This window comes from Wandonia haliotis (assembly GCF_039523435.1).
Lineage (GTDB): Bacteria > Bacteroidota > Bacteroidia > Flavobacteriales_D > Crocinitomicaceae > Wandonia > Wandonia haliotis.
In genome coordinates, this window is the sequence record NZ_BAAAFH010000001.1 from 33,066 (window position 1) to 53,598 (window position 20,533).

Sequence of the window (20,533 nt, forward strand, 5' to 3'; positions counted from 1 at the left end):
TCTGATTTGATCGTTAACAAAGAAAGTACTTTCATCAGAAAAACAGATACCACTCATGTATTAATAGTCTCTACTCTGAAGCAAGTCCCAGCTCTTTTGCTGCAATCTCCCTCATTTCTATTTTTCGGATTTTCCCAGAGACTGTCATAGGAAAATCTTCCACAAACTTCCAGTACTTCGGTACTTTGTAATAAGCAATGTGTTCCTTGCAAAATGTTGCAAGTTCCTGTTCTGAAATAGGTTCTCCCTGTTTTAGTTTTACCCATGCCATCACTTCTTCTCCGTATTTTTCGCTCGGCACTCCGATTACCTGAACATCCTCTACGGACGGATGTTTGTAAATAAAATCTTCGATTTCCTTCGGGGAAATATTTTCACCACCCCTGATGATCAGATCCTTTATACGCCCTGTAATCGTTATATATCCCTCATCGTCCATTGTTGCCAGATCTCCTGTATGCATCCACCTAGCATCATCCAGTACGGAACGGGTAGCTTCGGGATTATTCCAGTACTTCAGAAGAACTGAATACCCACGGGTACATAACTCGCCCGCGACACCTCGTTGAACAATGTGCCCGGTTTCCGGGTCAATTATTTTTATTTCAAGATGATCGTGTACTGTTCCTACCGTACTTACTTGTTTTTCCATAGGAACACCAATTTTTGTCTGTACAGATACCGGGGAGGTCTCTGTCATTCCATAACAAATGGTCACCTCTTTCATATTCATTTTTGTCTGCACCTGTTTCATTATTTCTACCGGGCAAGGAGAACCTGCCATAACACCGGTTCTCAAAGACGATAAATTATAGTCTTCAAAATGAGGGAAATTAAGTTCTGCGATAAACATAGTAGGTACCCCATATAATGATGTGCACTTTTCCTTCTCAACTGCTTTCAGTGCACTCTCAGCAGTAAAGCTTTCTGACGGAATTACCATACAGGCTCCATGTGCTGTACAACACAGGTTACCTATCACCATACCAAAGCAGTGATAAAAAGGAACGGGAATACAAACCCTGTCTTCACTGGTGTAATTCATCCGGATACCGATAAAGTAGCCGTTGTTTAGAATGTTATGATGAGACAATGTAACGCCTTTAGGGAACCCTGTTGTTCCTGATGTGTACTGAATATTAACCGGATCATCAAACTGTACTGCATTCTCAACTGCAAACAACTGATCATCATTCACCTCACTGCTTTTCTCTACTAACGCATCCCAATCTCTGTCCAAAAAGTAAACTCTTTTCAGTGTTTCACTTTTCTTGCTCACTTCATTCAGCATACTCTCGTAATCACTGGACTTAAATTGTGTTGCAGCAATCATCGTACTTATCCCCGATTGATTAATAACAAACTCTAACTCACCAATACGATAAGCCGGATTTACGTTTACGAGGATTACCCCAATTCTCGCTGTGGCATACTGAATAAGTACCCACTCTGCACGATTCGGACTCCATATTCCGACGCGATCTCCAGAATTAACACCTACAGCCAGTAGTCCTCTGGCTACTTTTGTCGTTTCCGCATAAAACTCACTGTAAGTATATCTACAGCCCTGTTCCACACATACTAAAGCATCATGATTCGGATATCTGGCTACAGTGCGGGCAAGGTTCTGCCCGATTGTTTCCCCTAATAATGGAATAGTTGATTCACCAGTAACATACGACAATTCTGATCTCATTCTTTATACTATTTATCAAAAAAATTATAACTCCTTATAAGGAATTACCCGTTGTTTTTCGATAATAGCATAGCACACAATTTGTAACAGTTATTGCTCAGCAAAAGTTGTTACCACACAGTAATCCGCAGTTGTCCGGTTCTAATATACCTGTTTTCTAATTCAACGCCAATAGTCTTCGGTTTATTTTATCTTGCTTCAGAATAAAGTCAGTTGATCACCTTCCTGTAAAGGTGGACAAAACAAATCAGTTCGTAAATGATTGGTCTGTTTTTCAGAAAAAAATCGCTTTTGTGCAACTGCGAACTGTTGGCGGATGTTTTCAGCAAAATGTCCTTCCCCTCTCATCCTTTTACCAAAAACAGAACTATTCACAGCATCTCCATGCATAGAACGCAGTTGATTCAGTATTTTTTCAGAACGATCCGGATAATGATGCGAAAGCCAGTTGGAAAAAATAGCTTCGTTCGGACCGTTTAATCGCACAATCTGATAATGGACACTAGTGGCTCCATGCTCCGAAGCAGCTTTGCATATCGAAAATATTTCTTCCTCATTCAGAGCAGGAATAACAGGTGCCAACATAACATTTACAGGTATTCCTTTCTCAGCCAGCAATTCAATAGTCCGAAGTTTCTTTTTTGCAGAAGCAGTTCTGGGTTCCAGCTTTCTCCGCAAATCCTCTTTGAGAGTCGTTATGCTGATACTTACGCCCACAAGTTGCAACCGGGCTAACTCCTGTAAAATATCTGCATCTCTTTCAATCAATGCATTTTTGGTGATCACTCCGACAGGATGTTTAAAATCAAGTAAAACCTGTAACATTTTACGCGTCAGCCCCAACTTCTTTTCACAAGGTTGGTAGCAATCTGTATTACCGGACAACATAATTGTCTTCACTTCCCAATTTCTTTTTCGCAGAGTTTCCTCGAGCAATTCAGGCGCATTTTTTTTCACCAGTACTACCCGTTCAAAGTCAACACCGGCACTGTACCCCCAGTATTCATGTGTAGGGCGTGCATAACAATAGGTACATCCGTGTTCGCACCCCTGATAGGGATTCATGGAATAAGATAACGGGATATCAGGACTTTTAACCTTGTTTATAATTGTTTTCGGGTATACTTCTATGAAAGTTGTCTTACGATTTTCAACTTCTTCAAACTGCAAATCATCAAATGCGTCACCATCCCTGTTCTTCAGAAATCGACTTTCAGGATTTATAAAAGCACCCTGCCCTTTTGTTTTTTGCTGTCTGTCGGACATTCAACTAATCTTTCAGACAAAAATACAATTATTTGATTAAAAAATAATCAAATAAAAATTTAAATACTAATCATTAAAGATTATTGTTTCACGTATTTCGCTAAAAATGAGTCTTTATAGGCTCTTCCTATAGGGATAGGGCGATCTCCCTCCACAACAACCTGACCTCCGGAAACCTTTGTTATCTTACTACTATTTACAAGGTAAGACTTATGAACCCTAATAAATCCAAGATCTGCCAGTTTACCTTCCCAATACGTCAGTGTCTCAGAAGAGAGCAACTTTTTATCTGAAAAATGAAATTCTGTATAATCCATATCCGAACAGATATAAGAAACGGAACTACTCCTGATCTGAACATATTCATGTCCCGTTTTTATAAAAAACAGTTTTCCATTATCAATAGATTCCTGCTTTTGTTTGGCCTTTTCTACCGCTCTCGTAAAACGCTCAAATGAAAAAGGTTTTACCAGGTAATCAATTGCATCAAAATCATAACTCCGAACGGCATAATCCGAAAAAGCGGTTGTAAAAATAACTGCAGGAGGATTAGTAAGAGCTTCCAGAAAATCTATTCCGGATAGTTTTGGTAAATGAATATCAAGGAAAATCAGATCAACAGTTTCATTGTCAAGATACTCTAAAGCCTCAACAGGATCTGTAAAAACTCCTTGCAGGTTCAGGTTACCATAATCCAAAATGTATTTTTTTAGTACACGCTGCGCCGGTGCCTGATCTTCTACTATGATACAATTCATTCTTTTCCTTTTTTCAGATCCAAGCGAAGATCAACCTTATACCATTCTTCTTTTGCGCAGATATCCAACTCATAGGCAGCCGGGTATAATAAATCCAGCCTTTTCCTTACATTCTCCAAACCAATCCCTTTGGATAGGTCATTAGTATTGGATTGCTCCGAAAAACTGTTTGTACAGGTAAACCATAAGTGTCCACTCTCATCCACCTTAACATGGATAGCTATCTTTATATTCTTGCTTTAGCTGGATAAACTGTGCTTGAATGCATTTTCAACAAAAACGGATAATATCAACGGAGCAATTCGATAACCGGCAGGTAGTGGGCGCGTTACTTCAAAGATCACTTCTCCTCTCTCTTCAAATTGCAATTGACTCAGATTAATAAAATTCCCCAATTGCTCTAACTCATTTTTCAATGGAACGAATTTCTCCTGACATTCATAAAGCATATAACGTAGCACTCCTGACAATTCAAGAATAATACCGGGTGTTTTTTCCGATTTTTCCAGAGCATACGCATATAGATTGTTCAGATTATTGAATAAAAAGTGTGGGTTAATCTGAGATTTTAGATAAAGTAGTTCACTTTCTTTTACCGCTACCTGTAACTGCTCTAATTGCTTTTGTTTGGTAAGAGCATCCCACGCAAATTTAAACCCGGTTAAGATTGTGATTGTTGGAAGAGCTCCTACTAAATTGAAAAACACTCCGGGAAAATGGGTTCCTCTAGTATCCGGATAATAAATTTTCTCCAGAACACCTTCCTCCATAACAATTACAAAAGTGATCACCAAAACGATCCAACCGACAAACAACAGATATTTTTTGCGGTACAAATAACGTGGTAACAAATAATAATTAATGAAGAAAGCTGCCAGAACGTAATTCAGAAAGAAAACAAGTTCCTGAATATCCACTCTGAAATCCCGTCTGCGGTGGTCAAATGAATAAAAAATGAAAACCACTGTCAATAAAATACACTGGAATAAAAGCTCCTGTATTCTGGGGTTACGAATTCTTTTTACCATTTGCATCTCTGTAAAAATACGTATAAGTAGTAAGCTTCTGAAACAAAGTTACTCCAACGACATGATTAAGGGGGTGTACGACCAATACACTCTGCATATTCTGTCGTTGAGGGGAAAAAATATGTCGTTGAACCAACCCCTCTTTTTTACCAGAAAGATTATCCCCTACTTTGTAAAAAATTAGAACCAGTAAATCGTATTTATCATGAAATCCCTGATCAAATTGTTTGCTTCAATTGGTATCGTTGTTCTTTCGGGAAATAGTTTGGCACAAAGCGAAAAGTGGTTAATCAGCGGACAATTAACGGATGGAGAAACAGGAGAGGCTGTCCCCTATGCTGCCGTTATTGTTCATTCGTCAGTAACACATACTATTCTCAACGGAATAACTACAAACGATCAAGGAAATTTTAAAGTAGGAACCGATTCGTCTGCCGTTTATCTCGAAATTAAATCTGTCGGTTATATTCCGGATACCATCCGTACGATTCGTTTCAACACGCCCCATATTAATCTTGGTGAAATCAAATTGTTCCGGGATAATCAAATTCTGGAACAGGTGCAGGTAACAGCCGAACGTTCTACAATGGAATTTAAACTCGACAGACGTGTTTATAATGTAGGTTCAGACATCAGTAGTACAGGAATGGGGGCCCTTGAAATATTAAATAATATTCCTTCGGTGAATGTGGACATAGAAGGTCAGATTAGCTTGCGGGGAAATACAGGCGTACAAATTCTGATTGATGGAAAACCATCTGTCCTTGCTGATGAACAGGGAAATGCACTTGGTACAATTACAGCTGACATGGTAGAGCGAATAGAGGTGATTACCAATCCCTCTGCCAAATACAATGCTGAAGGAACATCCGGAATTATCAATATTGTTCTTAAGAAGGAAGAAAAAAAGGGAATCAACGGATCTATCTCTCTGAATACAGGTTACCCAAACAATCATAGTATTGGAGGGAGTCTTAATTTGCGAACGGAAAAATTCAACTTCTTTACACAATTTGGCGCCGGTTATCGTTCAATGCCCTGGGAAAGTAAAAGTACCAACCGGAATATTACTTCCGGTGATCGAATAGAAAGCGAAGGTAACAGTATCAAAAACGAAAATTTCTATAATATTACCATTGGTACCGACTACCACATCAATGAACGCAATGTCTTGACATTATCAGGGAACTTCGCTTATGAACTGGAAACCAATCCTACTCAAACAGCTTTTTATCTGTACGACGAAAATCAGGAACTTTCTTCAAGTTATAACAGAACGGAAAAAACAAAAGCTACGAACCCCAAATGGCAATATGACCTGCAATACCAGAAAACATTCACGAATAATAAAGAACACATTCTTCAGTTCAGTACACTGGGAAGTTTCTTTGGCAAAGACCAGTCTTCAGATTTTGAAAATGAGTACCTGACCGGAATAGCCAGTGATCCCAGCCAACGAACAGCAACAGATTTCTATCAGGCAGATTATACATTTAAACTGGACTATACCAACCCGCTTACCAAAACAATTACATTAGAGACAGGAGCATTGTATGAGATTAATGATGTTGGAAATGATTACTCTGTAGACAATCAGTTAGGTGACTCCTGGATACCGGACACCAGTTTGACAAATAACTTTGAGTACAATCAAAAAGTTTTAGGGATATACACCACCGGATCTTATGAAGGTAAAAAATGGGGGGTAAAGTTGGGAGTACGTTTAGAAAATACAGACCTTAAAACACTTTTGACAAATACAAACGAAAGAAATACACAAAACTACACCAACTTCTTCCCTTCTTTACACACTTCCTATAAAATTTCGAGAGCGTTTTCTCTTCAGGCGGGTTATTCCCGACGCATCTTCCGCCCACGTTTGTGGGATTTGAATCCTTTCTTCAACATTCGCAATACATACAATATCCGAACCGGTAATCCGGATTTGCAACCTGAATTTGCCGATTCGTATGAACTCACCGGGGTTTTCCTGTTTGAAAAATTATCGCTTAATATAAGTGGCTATTATCTTTACACGACTAATGTTACAGAACGTGTTTCTTATTTTGAAAACAATGTAAATATCACAACCCCTATTAATGTAGGAATCCGGCACAAAACAGGGGGAGAAATTAATGCGAAGTACACCGCTACGAAATGGCTTACGCTGAATGGAGAAGCCAATTACGGGTACTTTTTACGTAAAGGTGTTTTTGAAAATCAGAATTTCGACTTTGAAGGAAGTCAGTGGTCTGGTAAACTAACTGTGAAATTTAAACTTCCGGCAGACATTGATCTGGAAATTAATTCCAATTATCAGTCAGCTTACAAAACCGTACAGGGAAAAGTTTCCGGATTTGCGTTCGTTGACGCTGGTATTCGTAAAAGGCTCTGGAAAGGGAAAGGAGTTATCAATCTGAGTATCCGGGATATCTTTGCTTCAAGAATTCGTGAAAGCATTGTGGATCAACCCTCTTATTATCTGTATAGTTTTTCAAAAAGAGGACGTTTTATCACACTCGGATTCAGCTATAGCTTCGGAAAAGGAGAAGCTATGACTTATAGTGGAGGAAAAAGGTAAGATAATCAACTCTTAAGCTGAGTAACTAAAAATTACTCAGCTTCAATAATCAATACCTCTCCAATGATGAAAGCTTTCGTTTCTGTTAGATAAAAGTCACGTTTAACAGGAAGATCCTTTACTTTTACTCTAAACTCTGCACTTTCGTACCCTAAAAACCCAGCCTTGAGGACTACTATTTTCATCTTCAGCATTTCGGGGACCTCCATTTCAAACTCTCCTTCAAAGGTTGTTTGAACGACGATATCAGTTCCTACTAATTCTACTTTGACAAAAGGAAGTGGCTCTCCTGATTCATCCAGTATCCTCCCCCTGATAATCCGAAGTGAATCCTGAGGTTTCCGTTCATCTAGATGGTTCTTTCCAACCTTTACAACAGTAAACATTCCCTGTTGTAAAGCAGCCCTATCAGGTTTCATCGCAGCACCTACATTCCCTGTCATTAAAAAACTTGCAATCACTGATTGAATGATCGGATAGAAAGAAGTTATTCGTCTGTTACTCCTGTTTGTATTCAGTTGTTCGACACGAACTCTTCCACAAACTTTTGTACTTTTATTTTCCAGATATTTTACAATCTCTTCTTCCGAACAGTTTGTCAAATCAAGTACTTTATAATCACAAACACTACATAACTTTCCTTTTTCCAACTCGGTCATGAATTCCCACTGCTGATTGCAAGGGCTTGGAATAGTTATTCTTTTCTTCTTACTCATCTTTTATCCTCTTTTACATTGAGATTGTTTTTCCTGTAAATTTCCATAAATTCACAGACTATATTTATATATGAAACAATTTATACTACTATTTATTATCGTTTTTACCTGTAAAATGATTCTTTCTCAAACAAAAGTAGCTATTGTTGGAGGAGGAATAGCAGGTGTCGCCAGTGCCTACTATATTCATCAGTTTGACCCCTCTGCTCAAATTACTATTTATGAAAAAGAAGATTTTCTGGGAGGAAATGCCAAGACAGTTGAAATTGTAAATAAAAAAGGTATTACTTGTAATGTGGATATTGGTCCTCAATATTTCACAGAAGGTCCCTGGGATAATTACCTGAAATTCCTCGACGATGTAATTGGTTTGGAATCCATCGAAACCGAATCTGTTCAAGGGTCTCTTCTTATAAAAAGGGAGGATAATAAAACTCCTACACTACTTACTCCCATCGATAAAAAATTACGTGGCGAAAAACTGGGAAAACTATTACGATTAAAAAAATTTAACACAGCAGCTTTCAATGTTTATAAAAATCCGGAACAATGGATAGACAAAACAATTGATGATTGGGTGGTCTCTTTAAAGTTTTCACTTTCTTTTAAGAATGAGATTATTTATCCTTTTCTGGCTGCAACTTTAGGCACTGATATTCAATCTATAAAAACAACTTCAGCAATAGAAATTGTTAATTTATTTGCTTTTCGAAAACCAAAAGTGTCTAACAGTTTTAGTATTATGACAAAGGGTATGGGAGGACTTATCCAAGCAATCGGAAATAAACTGGAACAATCTGGTGTTATAATAAAAACCAGTTCCCCCGTACACTCTATAACCAAAGAAAAAAATAGATATACAGTTCTCTTTCAGGAAGGCAATAAAAAGAAATCGGAATCAGTTGACTTTATTGTTATGGCCGTGCATGCTGATATAGCAGGCGAATTGTTGCGCCAAGATCCTGTTTTTGACAAAATCAGTCAACTACTAATTTCTCGGTTCCCTTATTTTAAAGCACATATTGTCCTTCATTCAGACGCAAATTACATATATTTTGCCCAACCTGCATTTCTTAATATTTTTACAAATATCACTAATGAAGTGACTTCATCAACTATGAACTTATCTATGATTTCACCACGATTGGAAGGAATTTATAAAAGTTGGATGTCAGAAAAAGAAATACAACAGATAAAAGAAAAGGGATTATTTCTTCATGAAACCACGTTTTATCATCCTCTCATTACCCCTTCATTTGTAAATAGCTTAGATGAGCTTCATTTGCTTACTGATTCAATTCCTGGAATTTGTTTTGCCGGCGGATGGACAGAAGGATTAGAAACACAAAACAGTGCTGTTCTTTCCGGAAAGCGTGCTTTACAACGCTATCAACAAATAAAAAATGACTAGACCTGTTCCCTCGAATAAGAGGGAATTTTTCTCTGTCTCCTTTCCCAATACGGTTCATTTTCCCAACGTTTTTCCATTGCGTAAAACAGGTTATAGTGTTTTAGGTAATGTAGCCAAATATTTTCTGAGCTTTCATAAAAGGATGTGTAAAACCGGGTCACTTTTTCTCTTTCCGGATCACAAATGAAATCTATGGAACAAATTTGTTTTGCTGTTTGAGCAGCCATCACCATTGCATTGTACATTCCCTGAGACGAAAGCGGGTCAAAACACATAGCTGCATCTCCAATTGCTATCCAATTCTTCCGACCAATATTTTCCAGCCTATTGGTTCCGGCAGCTCTTGTTCCTAAAAAGCGAGGATCAATTATTCCCTTAATTTCTAATTGTGACTGAAGAAGCGTATTCGATTGTAATTTCTGTAAAATAAACGCAGTATCTTTCGTTGCTGCTTTATCAAGTAAATCTGCATCTGTATAAAAAGAAACCAGTATTCTGTCTTTATCCGGAAGCGGACTGCAATACCACCAACCAGATGCTTCGGGAAGAATCGTTGAAACCATTCGATCATCTGTTTTTTTTACGGTTACGCTGATACAAATTTGCTGATCTTTTTTCACCCTGTTCAAATTCAACTTTTTCCTCAGAACGTTTGTTCTACCCGATGCATCAATCAGAAATTTTGCTCTTATTTTTCGTTTCTCATTTCCACTTACATAAACTTCCCAAAAATCTTCTCTTTCATTTAATTTGTGGAGCCTCCCCTCCAGCCATTGAACAGGATATTGATTTGTTATCTTCCTCAGCTCTCTCACGAAAGCAGGTTTATCAATACTCCAACCTTCTCCTTCCGGGTTTCTCAGTGCATCGGAATACACTGGATTTTCACTCCCCCAATACGACTTCACTCCTATTGAAGGAGTGCAAATGGTTGTATCAAGAGCACAAATCTGATTGTAAATCCCTAATTCTTTAAAAATTCGTTTACTGGAAGGAACTAACGACTCTCCCCATACCCCAACCTGCTGATCCGGTTTATCAATAATGCAAACAGAGTATTTTTCACAAAGAAACATAGCCGAAATACATCCGGCTATGCCTCCTCCAATTATAAGAATATCCGTTTCCTCCGTCATCTATCTTCGTGCATTCAGTTGCTGTCGGAAACGCTCGTGTATGGTAATCACTTTCTCCCCTGGTTTTACATATGTTTTCTCAGGAAGTTGTTTCACCGGTTCTATAATCTGTTCTGTTATCGCCGTTCCCAGCATTGTTGTTTGCAGATTAGTATCGGCTTTTACCCAATTCTCACTTAAACTTTTCGTTGTTTCACTTACTGTCTCACTTTTCAACAGAACTTCTTTTTTCCTATCCGAAAGAATACCAACGATATAGTCGATCATATCCCCGATCTTATCCGTATCATCCTGCAAGAGATTTTCCAGAACAGGCCGGATTCTATCAACAGGTATAGTAATCCGGAAATGTTCTCTAAATAAATCGTGAATGGCCTGACAAAGATGGCCCAGCGTTTTAGGGTAAGCAACCTGTATTTTCTCCGGTAACTCCGGAACGTCCAAATCTTCCTGTAAAACGACTCCTACCCGATCAAAACTCGTGACCATCTTATTAATAACCTCTCTGTAATCTGTATATCGTGTCGGATGCCCCGGAAGATCGGACAACCACTCCTTCCGATATCTGAATTCTTCCATTTTCTGATCTGCGGGTATCTCTTCGTCCATTAACTGCTGGTATTGTGTGTACCCCAGAATATTATTCGGAACTCGTGCCGGCCAGAATGTAGGTAAATAGGGATCGTAGGTTGTATCATATCCATCCCTGCAACTGGATGTATCCGTTTGCCATGGAATAGCCATCCAACGTGTTATTCCTCCTGCTACCTGTCCCCCAAACGGATTTATGTCTGCCGTAACAATGCTGTAATCAATAGTTGCTCCATAATCAAGATGATCGCTTATCTTTTGGTTCTTATCGTGTGCAAACCTGAATGGTCCGCGATACATAGCTGGCATACGTACCGGCCACGTCATTTCACAACCCGGGTGAAAAGCATCCGCTAAACAAAAATCGAGTGCGGCTCTTGTTAACAGATCAGGTTGCTTACTTACCGGATACTCATCTATTGTACGATGTACTGCTTTTTCATCCAGATCATTTACAAAATCTCCCTGAACCCATTGCTCCAGAAATCGAAGCTGTAGAGAAGTTAATGTTGTGTGCTGTCTTGGTGATCCCTGAGGGGGTAATTCAATTGCATCACCGTACAACCAGGGCCACAAAGCCGGAGATTGTGATCCCGGAAGTTCAAACTGTCTGAACTGGTTATAAAGTGTTCGTCTGAACTCTAAATTAGTCATCGACTGATCCGACAACCTCTCTATCCATTCCTCATTTGTAAAGTTAAACGGACCGAGATAACCAAACATTTCTGAGAACCCTCTGTTTACCCATTGCAAATCTGCCATTCGCATAAAAATCGGCAGAATATCATCCTTTAATGATGGACGCTGCGGACAAGGCAACATCTTTTGCGAAACAGCCAAATCACGCATTAAGTCCCACATGGTACGAACTGACTTCTGCATCGGAGCATAGTCCGGTGGTCCGCAAATCACCCAGGCAGGCTCAACCTGAAGCTCTTCACCTTTGTAGCTTACTGTAGCGGTAACGGGTCCATCCGAAACATCATCATACCATCCTTCATTATTTGCAAAAGTGATAGCAGGTTCTCCGTTTATATTTTCTGATTTCCCCTTTCCTCCTACAAGATATAATCGGTTGGATTCAGGTTTCACAAACATATCTCCCAAATACACACTTTCATCCAAAAATGTACCCGCAAATGACTCTACATGTTTTGCTCCGTATTGTAAATCATTTGTTGCCGTGTCAGCGGCTATACAGGAAATAGATTTCTCTCCTCCGTCAATTACCAACGAATCCCTATTCTTTATATTCATATTTCTGGGATTTGAAGCCGGATATTCTTTTGCTTCCGGAATATCAAGAGCAATGTTAAAGTCGTACCAGGCTGCTTTTTGATTCGCAAGATGACATGACCATGTAATTTCAACATCATCTACTTCTGCTCCGGTCAATTCTCTTACTGCCTCTCCCTTAGCATTTAATCCATAAATACGAAACTCTGCAGTTTGTCTTTTTAATCTCCCGTATTTATCCCTGTAAAAATCGTCTCCATTCGGTATTGGATCAGGTACTAATGGTCCCGGATATACCTCATCACTGTTTCCTATTCGCATAATTCCGATAGGCGGATAAATTGCAGCTCTGACTATACAGTCATCTATATTTTCTGATTTGGCATGGTATGGGCAGGGAGTAGATTCCGGTTCTCTCATATTCCAACCGTTTGCACTATAGCGTGTTTCAGCACTGTATTTATAGACTTCCCGTCTCGCTTCCGCTAATGTACCGAATGGTAAATTTTGGGTAGGAACTCTCCAAATATTAAAATTCAGATAATTCCCGAATTCAGGAAGCCCTTTCTGCATCGTATTCTGTTGTGGCAACACAACTTCTGCAATAGGGTAAAACGGTTCTTTCCAGGTATGTTGCAAGTCCTCTCCTGCAGCTGCATCATACTCTTTCACCTGAATTTCAAAATGGAATCGATAATCTCCATTCAACAATCGGCTATGTAGATCTTCGGACAAGTAATTCTTATCCTCAAGAGGGTTTGAGCTTTCAGGATTAACAGGACGAAGACGATACTTCACCATGTATCCATCTCCGAATTTAAAAGGAATTATCGCCCAGTAATTCGCTGTCAGGCAACTTCCTTCCGGGTGACTCATTTCTCCCAAAATTACTTTTGTTTCGGGATGTTTTTCAAGATAAGTATCCAGATCTCTATCTATCATCGAAGCAGTTGTGAATTGACACATCTGATCCGCATCCTTCACAAAAAATCGATCAATATTCTGGAAAATAAAATCGGTATTCGGAGCGGAGAAAAAATCATTATTACTCTCTTCTCCAAACAATTTCATCCCTATTCCGATGGTAGAATTTAAATCTGCCTGATTAGGTGCTATATCACTGGAAAATCTCAGGATACATTCAAACGAGTTGTCCTTTGATGTATCATAATTAAACACTCCCAAATCCTGTCCTTCGAGAAATTTTAATTCATCCGGGAGAGGTAACACTGAAAATCTTCCGGTTGCTATACCGTGTTGTTTTCTAAAAACAGCCCTCGGAGCAGGAGGTTTACCATTTGCAATCAATTTTTTCTGGTTAATGTCTACAAACATTTCCTTTAACCGTTCTATTGATCTTTTACCATCCGGATTCCAACAAGGGAAATCATTCACTGAATCATTTTTCATAGTTGTTTAGTTTAAAAAGATAAGTAGTTCAAAATTAGTCCATACTCAATTACAAATGCAATCGAGGAACATCAAAGTAACCCTTTTATTCTCCAAAAAAGAAGAGGGTTTCTACCTGTTTCAGCAAGTAAAAACACCTGTTTTTATTTAAACGCTTTACTTCTGTAGATCAAGTATATATTTCTACTGTCGAATCATTTTTTCCACCCAAATTCCTTCTTTTGTATATACCTCTATGGTGTACATTCCCGACGAAAGAATAGAAAGGTCAACTGTAGTACCATCTGACTCTATTATTTTTTTCCCTTGCATATCTATAACACAGACATGAACTTCTCCTGTTACATTACCAATTGTCACAAGCCCACTAGTCGGATTCGGATATATTGAAATGTTCTTTATCTCCTCCGAATCCATTAGATCCAATGTTGTTATACTATAACAAGATGAAGTATCCGTACAGCCCTCATTGGTTGTCACAATCACTGCATACGTCCCGTTCTCTTCAGGAGAAAAAACTGCAGTTACAGCTCCCTCAATAGGAGTATTTCCGTTATCACAATCAATCCATTGATAGGTATTTCCAGAAATTGCTGTTAATGTTGCTGCTTGTAAAACGACAGTTGTATCAGGCAATGGGTTCTCTGTAATATAAAATTCTTGTGATCTGGCATAACATTCTTCATCTTGTATGGCAACCACAGAGTAATTACCCGATGAATTGACGTAAATGGTTGTATTGGTAGTATCTCCGTTGCTCCACAAATAATCATATCCTGGCGTTGTTGTAACATTTAACATTGCACTATCTCCCTGACAAAATTCCACCTGAGAAGCAACCACAGTTGGTTCGGGCGTATTACACAATCCATATTGGGCAATAAAACCTCTATAATTACCAGTACCATCTGTAAATGAAGTGGAGTTATCAAACACGATACGTTCCTTAAAACTCCCTGAAACAATGATATTCCCCCCTTCTCTTGCCAACCTGATATTTCTTCCCAAAACCCATGCAGCAGGAGCTCCTGAAGAAGGCGGTGGTCCGGTTTCTATGATTTCTTCCCAAATTTTTGTCCCTTCATTGTTATACTTTATAAACAAACAATATACATCTCCTCCTAAACATGCTTGATGCCCACCAATCACATACACATTTCCTATTTCATCAACCTCTATCTGCGAATAATAATCGCATTGTGCATACTCATACCTATCAATCCAATTGAGATCCCCATTTGAGGCGTTTAATTTTACTATAAAAGCATCTTTATTGTTAGAATTACCATAACTCGTTATTGTTGTTCCATCAATAGTAAATGATCCTCCATAAAATGATCCAGCCAAAAAAATGTTTCCCCAGGGATCAATACTCATTCCTGAAACATCAACTGTTCCTAAAGTCACAACTCCTAAATCTTTTGTCCACAAAACTTCTCCCAACTCATTATATTTAGTCAGAACATGTTCTATTCTTGTATATCTGTATAGATTACTTTGACGATCCATCCCAAAAAATTCATAACCAAAATCATCAATACCGTTACTAATTACACCTAAACGCTGAATGGTTTGGAGATTTCCTAATGTATCATATACAGCTCGGAATGCATCTACACCTTGTTCATTATCTGTATTTATTGTATCTCCATTATCAAAAACCAATGTAGGTGTAAAGGTTGCTATCGTATGTATATTATCCTGTTGATCAAAATAAATTTCAAAATTGTCAGGGGGAATTGTTACAAAACTATTAGGACGAGCAATTGTACGTATCCACTGAGCGGTTCCATCCTGAGCATCCATCTGTATCAGAACCAGATCTCCAGCACCAACAGAACCTGACTGGTGAGGAGGAAATGCAATCCCATCCACTATAATATTTTGTTCTCTAAAACACGTAAATAAGTATAATCTGCCTTTATGATAAAAGAACTTATTTGGATTAGTGTTAGCATACGTTAGAAAGACAAATGGTATTTCTTTGATCCAAACGCCATTGCCATTAGAATCATATTTAATCATAATACATTTACCATTAGCCCCAGCACTTACTGTAGTTCCATTTATAGTCAAAGAGGTTTGGTTTAAAACGCCTAATACATATATATTACCCTCACTATCATTTGTTAAAAGACCTACATTCGATGCTCCAGAATTGCCTATTTTTTTTGCCCATGCAAAATCAGGTGTACCCTGAGCCTTTGCACCTTTTATTGTCAAAACAACAAGCATTGCAAAAAACAAGAATATGTAGTAGTTCTTTTTCATTGTATTAGTTTGAGAATTTAAATTTACATTTTTCACACTATTTTACCAAATTAAAAACTATCGCTACTCCAATTAAGCAGCAGCGATAGTCAATTTTGTCTTCGATCACGTGTTCAAGTAGGTCATTATTTCAGGACCTGCACCTTTTCTGCATACGTTCGGTTATCAACAGTAATTAAGATTACATAGGTTCCTTCCTGTATGCGTTTTTCTGATATCTGGTTCGTTCCTTGTTTCAGACTTCCCTGAGCAACGACAGCCCCCTTCATATCAATAATTTGAAAATCGGCTGACTGTTCTATTCTTTTTCCTATCTCTATGGAAAACTGTCCACTATTCGGATTTGGATATAGTCGAATTTTGTCATTCGAAGTAATTCCTATATCGTTATTTCCTCCCAATATCATGGCACTATATGAGCCTCCTCCTGTACACAAATTGGTTGTACAACCATTCGTATCCATTACTCGTACACATACACTATCCGGAGGTGTAGATGTTCCATAAAGACTTAACGTAGGAGCTGTATTTGCATTTTGTACACCGTCCAGGAACCAGGTATAGCTTGACGCTCCGGGAACCGCAGGGTTTATATAATACAGATCACTTGATGGAAGCGGAACGAGCAATAAACTTGAACCTGACCCCAGTGAAACAGGTACATTTAGTGTGCTACTTGTCCCACAGGGAGTCTGATGAGCTATATGTAACGTATAATTCGTAGAACTTGCAGCTCCTGATGTATTTAACGTAATTTGTCCTGTAGAAGGATTAACACTATAGCTCAACAACAAATCAGAAGGAGTTGAACTGACAGTATAGGTTCCGGTAAATGGTGACGGAGCATTGTTAATTACCACAGATGTAGTACCGTCTATTCCCACATTAAAACATCCAACTGTAGCCGTATCCGGATCTACAGGATTGAAATTGATATTCCAAATTGCCGAATTCACACTGTTACACCCCATACCAGAAGTATCAACACCTGTAGCCGTAATAGCTCCTATGGTTACTCCACTTGGCGTAACAACAATTGTTTCTGTAGAACTGCTACCTGTCCATCCGGGAGGCAGGGTCCATTGATAATTCCCCGGAGGGCTTACCGTATAGGTCAGATTACCCGTGGCACCATGATTAATACATGTACTTCCTGCAACAATTGTTGGATCATCAGGTCGTACACGCACTGTAAACTGTATCGTATCACTGGGGCATTCGCATGAATACGCCTCAAGTGTATACACTCCTCCCGGAGTTCCGTTTGGAATGGTAATATCCAAATTCGATTCTGTGTTATTTAGCGCATTAGCTGTCCAACCCGCTGGTAGATTCCAACAAGTTTGATTCCCTTGAACTCCTACAGGATAGATTTGATAATTATGAGTTGTACTATCATTTACACATGTATCTCCGACAATAGATACCAATGGTGTTGAGAAACTTCTTCTAATAGTATCTGTAACAGTTACAGAACTACATCCTCCATTTTTCACTTCCAGAGATAAGATACCTCCGTTATAACCAATTCCTGAAACCGTTGCTCCTCCTGCATTCGGAGTAATCAACCATTGTGGATTATTGGACGACCATTCATAAGTATATCCGGGAACATAAGGAGTAACTCCAACTGCGAATGATGTTGCAGTCACGTCCAAGCAGCCCGGAGAACTCAATACAGGAGGAGAAGGACTAGCTCCCACTACTGTGGTAATACAGGTTGTATGCATGGCTCCGGAAACATCTCCATCCCATGGGTTCGCTCTCCCAAAACAACATTGAATGGTGTAAGGAGCATTTAATGTTCCGGGAGCAACAATCGTCACCGAGCTTTTATCAGCAGAAGTATAGACCTGATTTACAATTGTATCTCCGTTACTATCTGTAATTGTCCAGTAATAACTATCCAGTCCTATTCCATCGGGTAAATTATCACTAGCTATTTGATCTACAGAGTAGGTATAAGTTGAATCTGTTAACCAGCAATCAGGCCCTACAATATTCGGAATTGGATTACTGTAAACTTTGTAAACTTTAAAATAAATACTATTTGAACATCCATTCAGTGTATCATCGTATGGGATCCGTACTTGCCCGATACTCCTTGCTAAATTTGGATTTACCGATTGTTCAGATTGTCTTACATCTTTGTTGTAAGACATTATATCAGCTGATCCTCCAATAGCTGATACAATAGGGTCTCCATAAGGATTCACATTAGGTGCTATTGACAAATCTCCCAAAAGATACCAACCATTAGTCGTATTTCCATTAGGATTAATAGTAAATGTCCCTCCAATATATGGATCAGGCATGGTTACAATACCACCATTTCCAACCACTCCTCCAAAACCCGTTGTACCGCCGACACCGGCAACAACAACATTACATACAGCAGGCACATTGACTGTAGGTTGTGCCAATAACTCGCCGGAGATAATTAACATCACTCCGGTGAATAAGAACCCCAAAAAGCCTCCTTTTCGGTTTGTTATTATATATTTCATAGTAAAAAATTTGAGCCTGTATATCTACAGGCAGGTTTAATAAAAAATACAAGGTGCATTCTTCTGTAGGTCGAACACGTTTATCTCAAACAGAAGCAATTTAAACTTTTTTTTCGAGCTAAAAAAATAAACACCAGATTTTGAACAACTTATATTACACAACTGGCACCTCATGCACCATTCACCACCTGATCCCGCTACAATGGTCGATCTTTTTACTTCACCAGTCGATTTCTATTTTTATCCATTAGGTTAACGACAAACTATCTGTACCTTTGCAAAAAAATTTGCGTGGGGTATTCATCCAATTTTTGGGCTCTTAGTTTTTCCATGTTTTTCTTCATGGTTAGTTTTAACCTGATAATGCCTGAGCTGAATAATTTCCTGACACAACTTGGCGGAGAAGATTATAAAGGATACATCATTGCACTGTTCACCCTTGCAGCAGGATTAGCTCGTCCTTTCTCAGGCAAATTAGCCGACAAGATCGGACGAAAGCAAGTTATGTATGTAGGTTTACTTGTCAGTATTCTATCTAACTTTGTATATCCTTTTGTTTCTGTAATCTGGCTATTCCTTCTGCTTCGCTTCTTTCACGGTTTCTCTACAGGATTTCACCCAACAGGAGCTACAGCGATGGTTTCAGATATTCTCCCGGAGAATCGACGAGGGGAAGGAATGGGAGTATTCGGCACGTCAATGTCACTGGGTATGGGACTGGGACAATCACTTGGGACTCCCGTAGCAAACTGGCTGGGAATGAACGGACTCTTCTTATCAGCAGCCGGCATAGGGGTTATTAGTGCTGTTCTTTTACTCCGAGTAGAAGAAACACTTTCAGAAAAAGAGCGGTTTAAAAGAAAAATGCTTTTGGTTAAGAAAAATGAGATTTTTGATCCTTTAGTCACACCTGTTGCCATTACGATGTTTCTTTCTTCTTATTGTAGTGGTTTGATCCTTGTATTAATGCCGGATTTATCAGGATACCTGGGAATAGGAAACAAAGGTCTCTTCTTTATTTTTTATGTTGCATCTACGATTATGGTGCGAACATTTATGGGGAAACTATCTGACCGTATCGGACGAAGGCAAACCTTGTTTTATGGTATGCTTATTCTGTTAGGAGCAATTATTTTACTTGCTTTTGCCGGAAATCTGGTTCTCTTCATTATTGCCGCTACAGTATTTGGTATTGCTACAGGAATCACCAGCCCTACTCTGTTTGCATGGACAGCAGATCTCAGCAATCCCTCCAATAAAGGACGAGGTACCGGAACAATGTTTATTGCACTTGAAATGGGAATTATGTCCGGTGCATTATCTACACTGGTTTTCTATACAAATAATCTGGAAACCCTTCAGACCTGTCTATATGTAGGTGCTATCATGTGTATCCTTGCCCTTGGTTACCTTCAGACAATTAGAAGTAAATATTAAACGATTATTCTTTGTCTTCCCGTCGAATATAATCAGCAAGAGAAGTTTCTGATAAAATAGATAATGTAGCGTCCCGCACCTCGAGCATCACGTCTCTAAGTCCACAGGTTTCTTCATCTATACATTCTTCACATCTTTCGTAAAAGTTAAGACTCACACAAGGAAGCATGGCAATAGGCCCTCCTGAAATACGTATAATCTGACTGAGTTCAATGTCTTCCGAAGGTTTTGCCAGATAGTATCCACCAGATGCCCCCAATTTAGATCGAACCAATCCATTATTTCTTAGTTCAACTAAAATTGCTTCCAGAAATTTGCGGGGAATTCCTTCTTTTTCAGAGATCTCAGAAATACGCAATGGTTTCTGTGATTTCTCATTTCTGGCTAACCTTACAAGGGCTTTTATGGCGTACTTAGACTTCTTTGAAAGCATCGTTTGATCAGTAAATTCTTTGGTTAACCAAAGGTATGAATTTTAACAAAATTGTA

At 38.8% G+C, this 20,533-nt stretch carries 14 protein-coding genes; 3 read left to right on the plus strand and 11 right to left on the minus strand.

Translation table 11 applies throughout. The features are described 5' to 3' along the window. Positions 1-70: 70 nt before the first annotated feature. The 5 genes from ABDZ97_RS00135 to ABDZ97_RS00155 all read right to left on the minus strand — a co-directional run bounded on the left by ABDZ97_RS00135 (position 71) and on the right by ABDZ97_RS00155 (position 4,748). Positions 71-1,696: an AMP-binding protein gene (locus ABDZ97_RS00135; RefSeq protein WP_343783827.1), complete on the minus strand. Its 1,626-nt coding sequence runs from the start codon at positions 1,694-1,696 to the stop codon at positions 71-73. A gap of 198 nt (positions 1,697-1,894) precedes the next feature. Further along, positions 1,895-2,962, minus strand: a complete 1,068-nt coding sequence (locus ABDZ97_RS00140; protein WP_343783829.1) for a PA0069 family radical SAM protein — start codon at positions 2,960-2,962, stop codon at positions 1,895-1,897. Between the two features lie 80 nt (positions 2,963-3,042). Beyond that, positions 3,043-3,720, minus strand: a complete 678-nt coding sequence (locus tag ABDZ97_RS00145; RefSeq protein WP_343783830.1) for a LytR/AlgR family response regulator transcription factor — start codon at positions 3,718-3,720, stop codon at positions 3,043-3,045. Further along, positions 3,717-3,926, minus strand: a complete 210-nt coding sequence (locus ABDZ97_RS00150) for a hypothetical protein (RefSeq protein WP_343783832.1) — start codon at positions 3,924-3,926, stop codon at positions 3,717-3,719. Before ABDZ97_RS00150 ends, ABDZ97_RS00145 begins: the two co-directional genes overlap by 4 nt. A 33-nt stretch (positions 3,927-3,959) precedes the next feature. Then, entirely contained in the window at positions 3,960-4,748 is a 789-nt protein-coding gene (locus ABDZ97_RS00155) for a sensor histidine kinase (RefSeq protein WP_343783834.1), read from the minus strand. A 205-nt stretch (positions 4,749-4,953) separates the two neighbouring features. Here ABDZ97_RS00155 and ABDZ97_RS00160 point away from each other — a divergent pair, with 205 nt between their 5' ends. Further along, positions 4,954-7,329: a TonB-dependent receptor gene (locus tag ABDZ97_RS00160; protein WP_343783836.1), complete on the plus strand. Its 2,376-nt coding sequence runs from the start codon at positions 4,954-4,956 to the stop codon at positions 7,327-7,329. 32 nt (positions 7,330-7,361) lie between these two features. On the opposite strand, the gene ABDZ97_RS00165 is transcribed toward ABDZ97_RS00160, so the two are convergent. Next, on the minus strand, positions 7,362-8,045 hold the full coding sequence (locus tag ABDZ97_RS00165; RefSeq protein WP_343783838.1) for a carboxypeptidase-like regulatory domain-containing protein: 684 nt from the start codon (positions 8,043-8,045) through the stop codon (positions 7,362-7,364). Between the two features lie 70 nt (positions 8,046-8,115). On the opposite strand from ABDZ97_RS00165, the gene ABDZ97_RS00170 reads away from it, so the two are divergent. Continuing rightward, entirely contained in the window at positions 8,116-9,456 is a 1,341-nt protein-coding gene (locus tag ABDZ97_RS00170) for an FAD-dependent oxidoreductase (protein WP_343783840.1), read from the plus strand. On the opposite strand, the gene ABDZ97_RS00175 is transcribed toward ABDZ97_RS00170, so the two are convergent. The 4 genes from ABDZ97_RS00175 to ABDZ97_RS00190 all read right to left on the minus strand — a co-directional run bounded on the left by ABDZ97_RS00175 (position 9,453) and on the right by ABDZ97_RS00190 (position 18,607). Then, positions 9,453-10,592 (minus strand): NAD(P)/FAD-dependent oxidoreductase, encoded by a 1,140-nt coding sequence (locus ABDZ97_RS00175; protein ID WP_343783842.1) that lies wholly within the window; start codon positions 10,590-10,592, stop codon positions 9,453-9,455. The two genes, ABDZ97_RS00170 and ABDZ97_RS00175, sit on opposite strands and share 4 nt — an antisense overlap. Continuing rightward, entirely contained in the window at positions 10,593-13,829 is a 3,237-nt protein-coding gene (locus ABDZ97_RS00180; RefSeq protein WP_343783844.1) for a LodA/GoxA family CTQ-dependent oxidase, read from the minus strand. 183 nt (positions 13,830-14,012) lie between these two features. Further along, complete coding sequence (locus ABDZ97_RS00185) at positions 14,013-16,100, minus strand: T9SS type A sorting domain-containing protein (protein ID WP_343783846.1); 2,088 nt, start codon at positions 16,098-16,100, stop codon at positions 14,013-14,015. Between the two features lie 125 nt (positions 16,101-16,225). Then, complete coding sequence (locus ABDZ97_RS00190; protein WP_343783848.1) at positions 16,226-18,607, minus strand: T9SS type A sorting domain-containing protein; 2,382 nt, start codon at positions 18,605-18,607, stop codon at positions 16,226-16,228. A 291-nt stretch (positions 18,608-18,898) separates the two neighbouring features. Here ABDZ97_RS00190 and ABDZ97_RS00195 point away from each other — a divergent pair, with 291 nt between their 5' ends. Then, entirely contained in the window at positions 18,899-20,044 is a 1,146-nt protein-coding gene (locus tag ABDZ97_RS00195) for an MFS transporter (RefSeq protein ID WP_486389563.1), read from the plus strand. A 4-nt stretch (positions 20,045-20,048) separates the two neighbouring features. Here the strand turns inward: ABDZ97_RS00195 and ABDZ97_RS00200 are convergent, their stop codons facing one another. Continuing rightward, positions 20,049-20,477, minus strand: coding sequence for an RrF2 family transcriptional regulator (locus ABDZ97_RS00200; RefSeq protein ID WP_343783850.1), 429 nt, complete (start codon positions 20,475-20,477; stop codon positions 20,049-20,051). Between the last annotated feature and the right edge of the window lie 56 nt (positions 20,478-20,533).

Excerpts from the sequence above, each read along its gene's own strand:
- ABDZ97_RS00135 (WP_343783827.1), bottom strand. The coding sequence starts at position 1,696 with ATGAGATCAGAATTGTCGTATGTTACTGGTGAATCAACTATTCCATTA.
- ABDZ97_RS00140 (WP_343783829.1), bottom strand. The coding sequence starts at position 2,962 with ATGTCCGACAGACAGCAAAAAACAAAAGGGCAGGGTGCTTTTATAAAT.
- ABDZ97_RS00145 (WP_343783830.1), bottom strand. The coding sequence starts at position 3,720 with ATGAATTGTATCATAGTAGAAGATCAGGCACCGGCGCAGCGTGTACTA.
- ABDZ97_RS00155 (WP_343783834.1), bottom strand. The coding sequence starts at position 4,748 with ATGGTAAAAAGAATTCGTAACCCCAGAATACAGGAGCTTTTATTCCAG.
- ABDZ97_RS00160 (WP_343783836.1), top strand. The coding sequence starts at position 4,954 with ATGAAATCCCTGATCAAATTGTTTGCTTCAATTGGTATCGTTGTTCTT.
- ABDZ97_RS00165 (WP_343783838.1), bottom strand. The coding sequence starts at position 8,045 with ATGAGTAAGAAGAAAAGAATAACTATTCCAAGCCCTTGCAATCAGCAG.
- ABDZ97_RS00170 (WP_343783840.1), top strand. The coding sequence starts at position 8,116 with ATGAAACAATTTATACTACTATTTATTATCGTTTTTACCTGTAAAATG.
- ABDZ97_RS00175 (WP_343783842.1), bottom strand. The coding sequence starts at position 10,592 with ATGACGGAGGAAACGGATATTCTTATAATTGGAGGAGGCATAGCCGGA.
- ABDZ97_RS00180 (WP_343783844.1), bottom strand. The coding sequence starts at position 13,829 with ATGAAAAATGATTCAGTGAATGATTTCCCTTGTTGGAATCCGGATGGT.
- ABDZ97_RS00185 (WP_343783846.1), bottom strand. The coding sequence starts at position 16,100 with ATGAAAAAGAACTACTACATATTCTTGTTTTTTGCAATGCTTGTTGTT.
- ABDZ97_RS00190 (WP_343783848.1), bottom strand. The coding sequence starts at position 18,607 with ATGAAATATATAATAACAAACCGAAAAGGAGGCTTTTTGGGGTTCTTA.
- ABDZ97_RS00200 (WP_343783850.1), bottom strand. The coding sequence starts at position 20,477 with ATGCTTTCAAAGAAGTCTAAGTACGCCATAAAAGCCCTTGTAAGGTTA.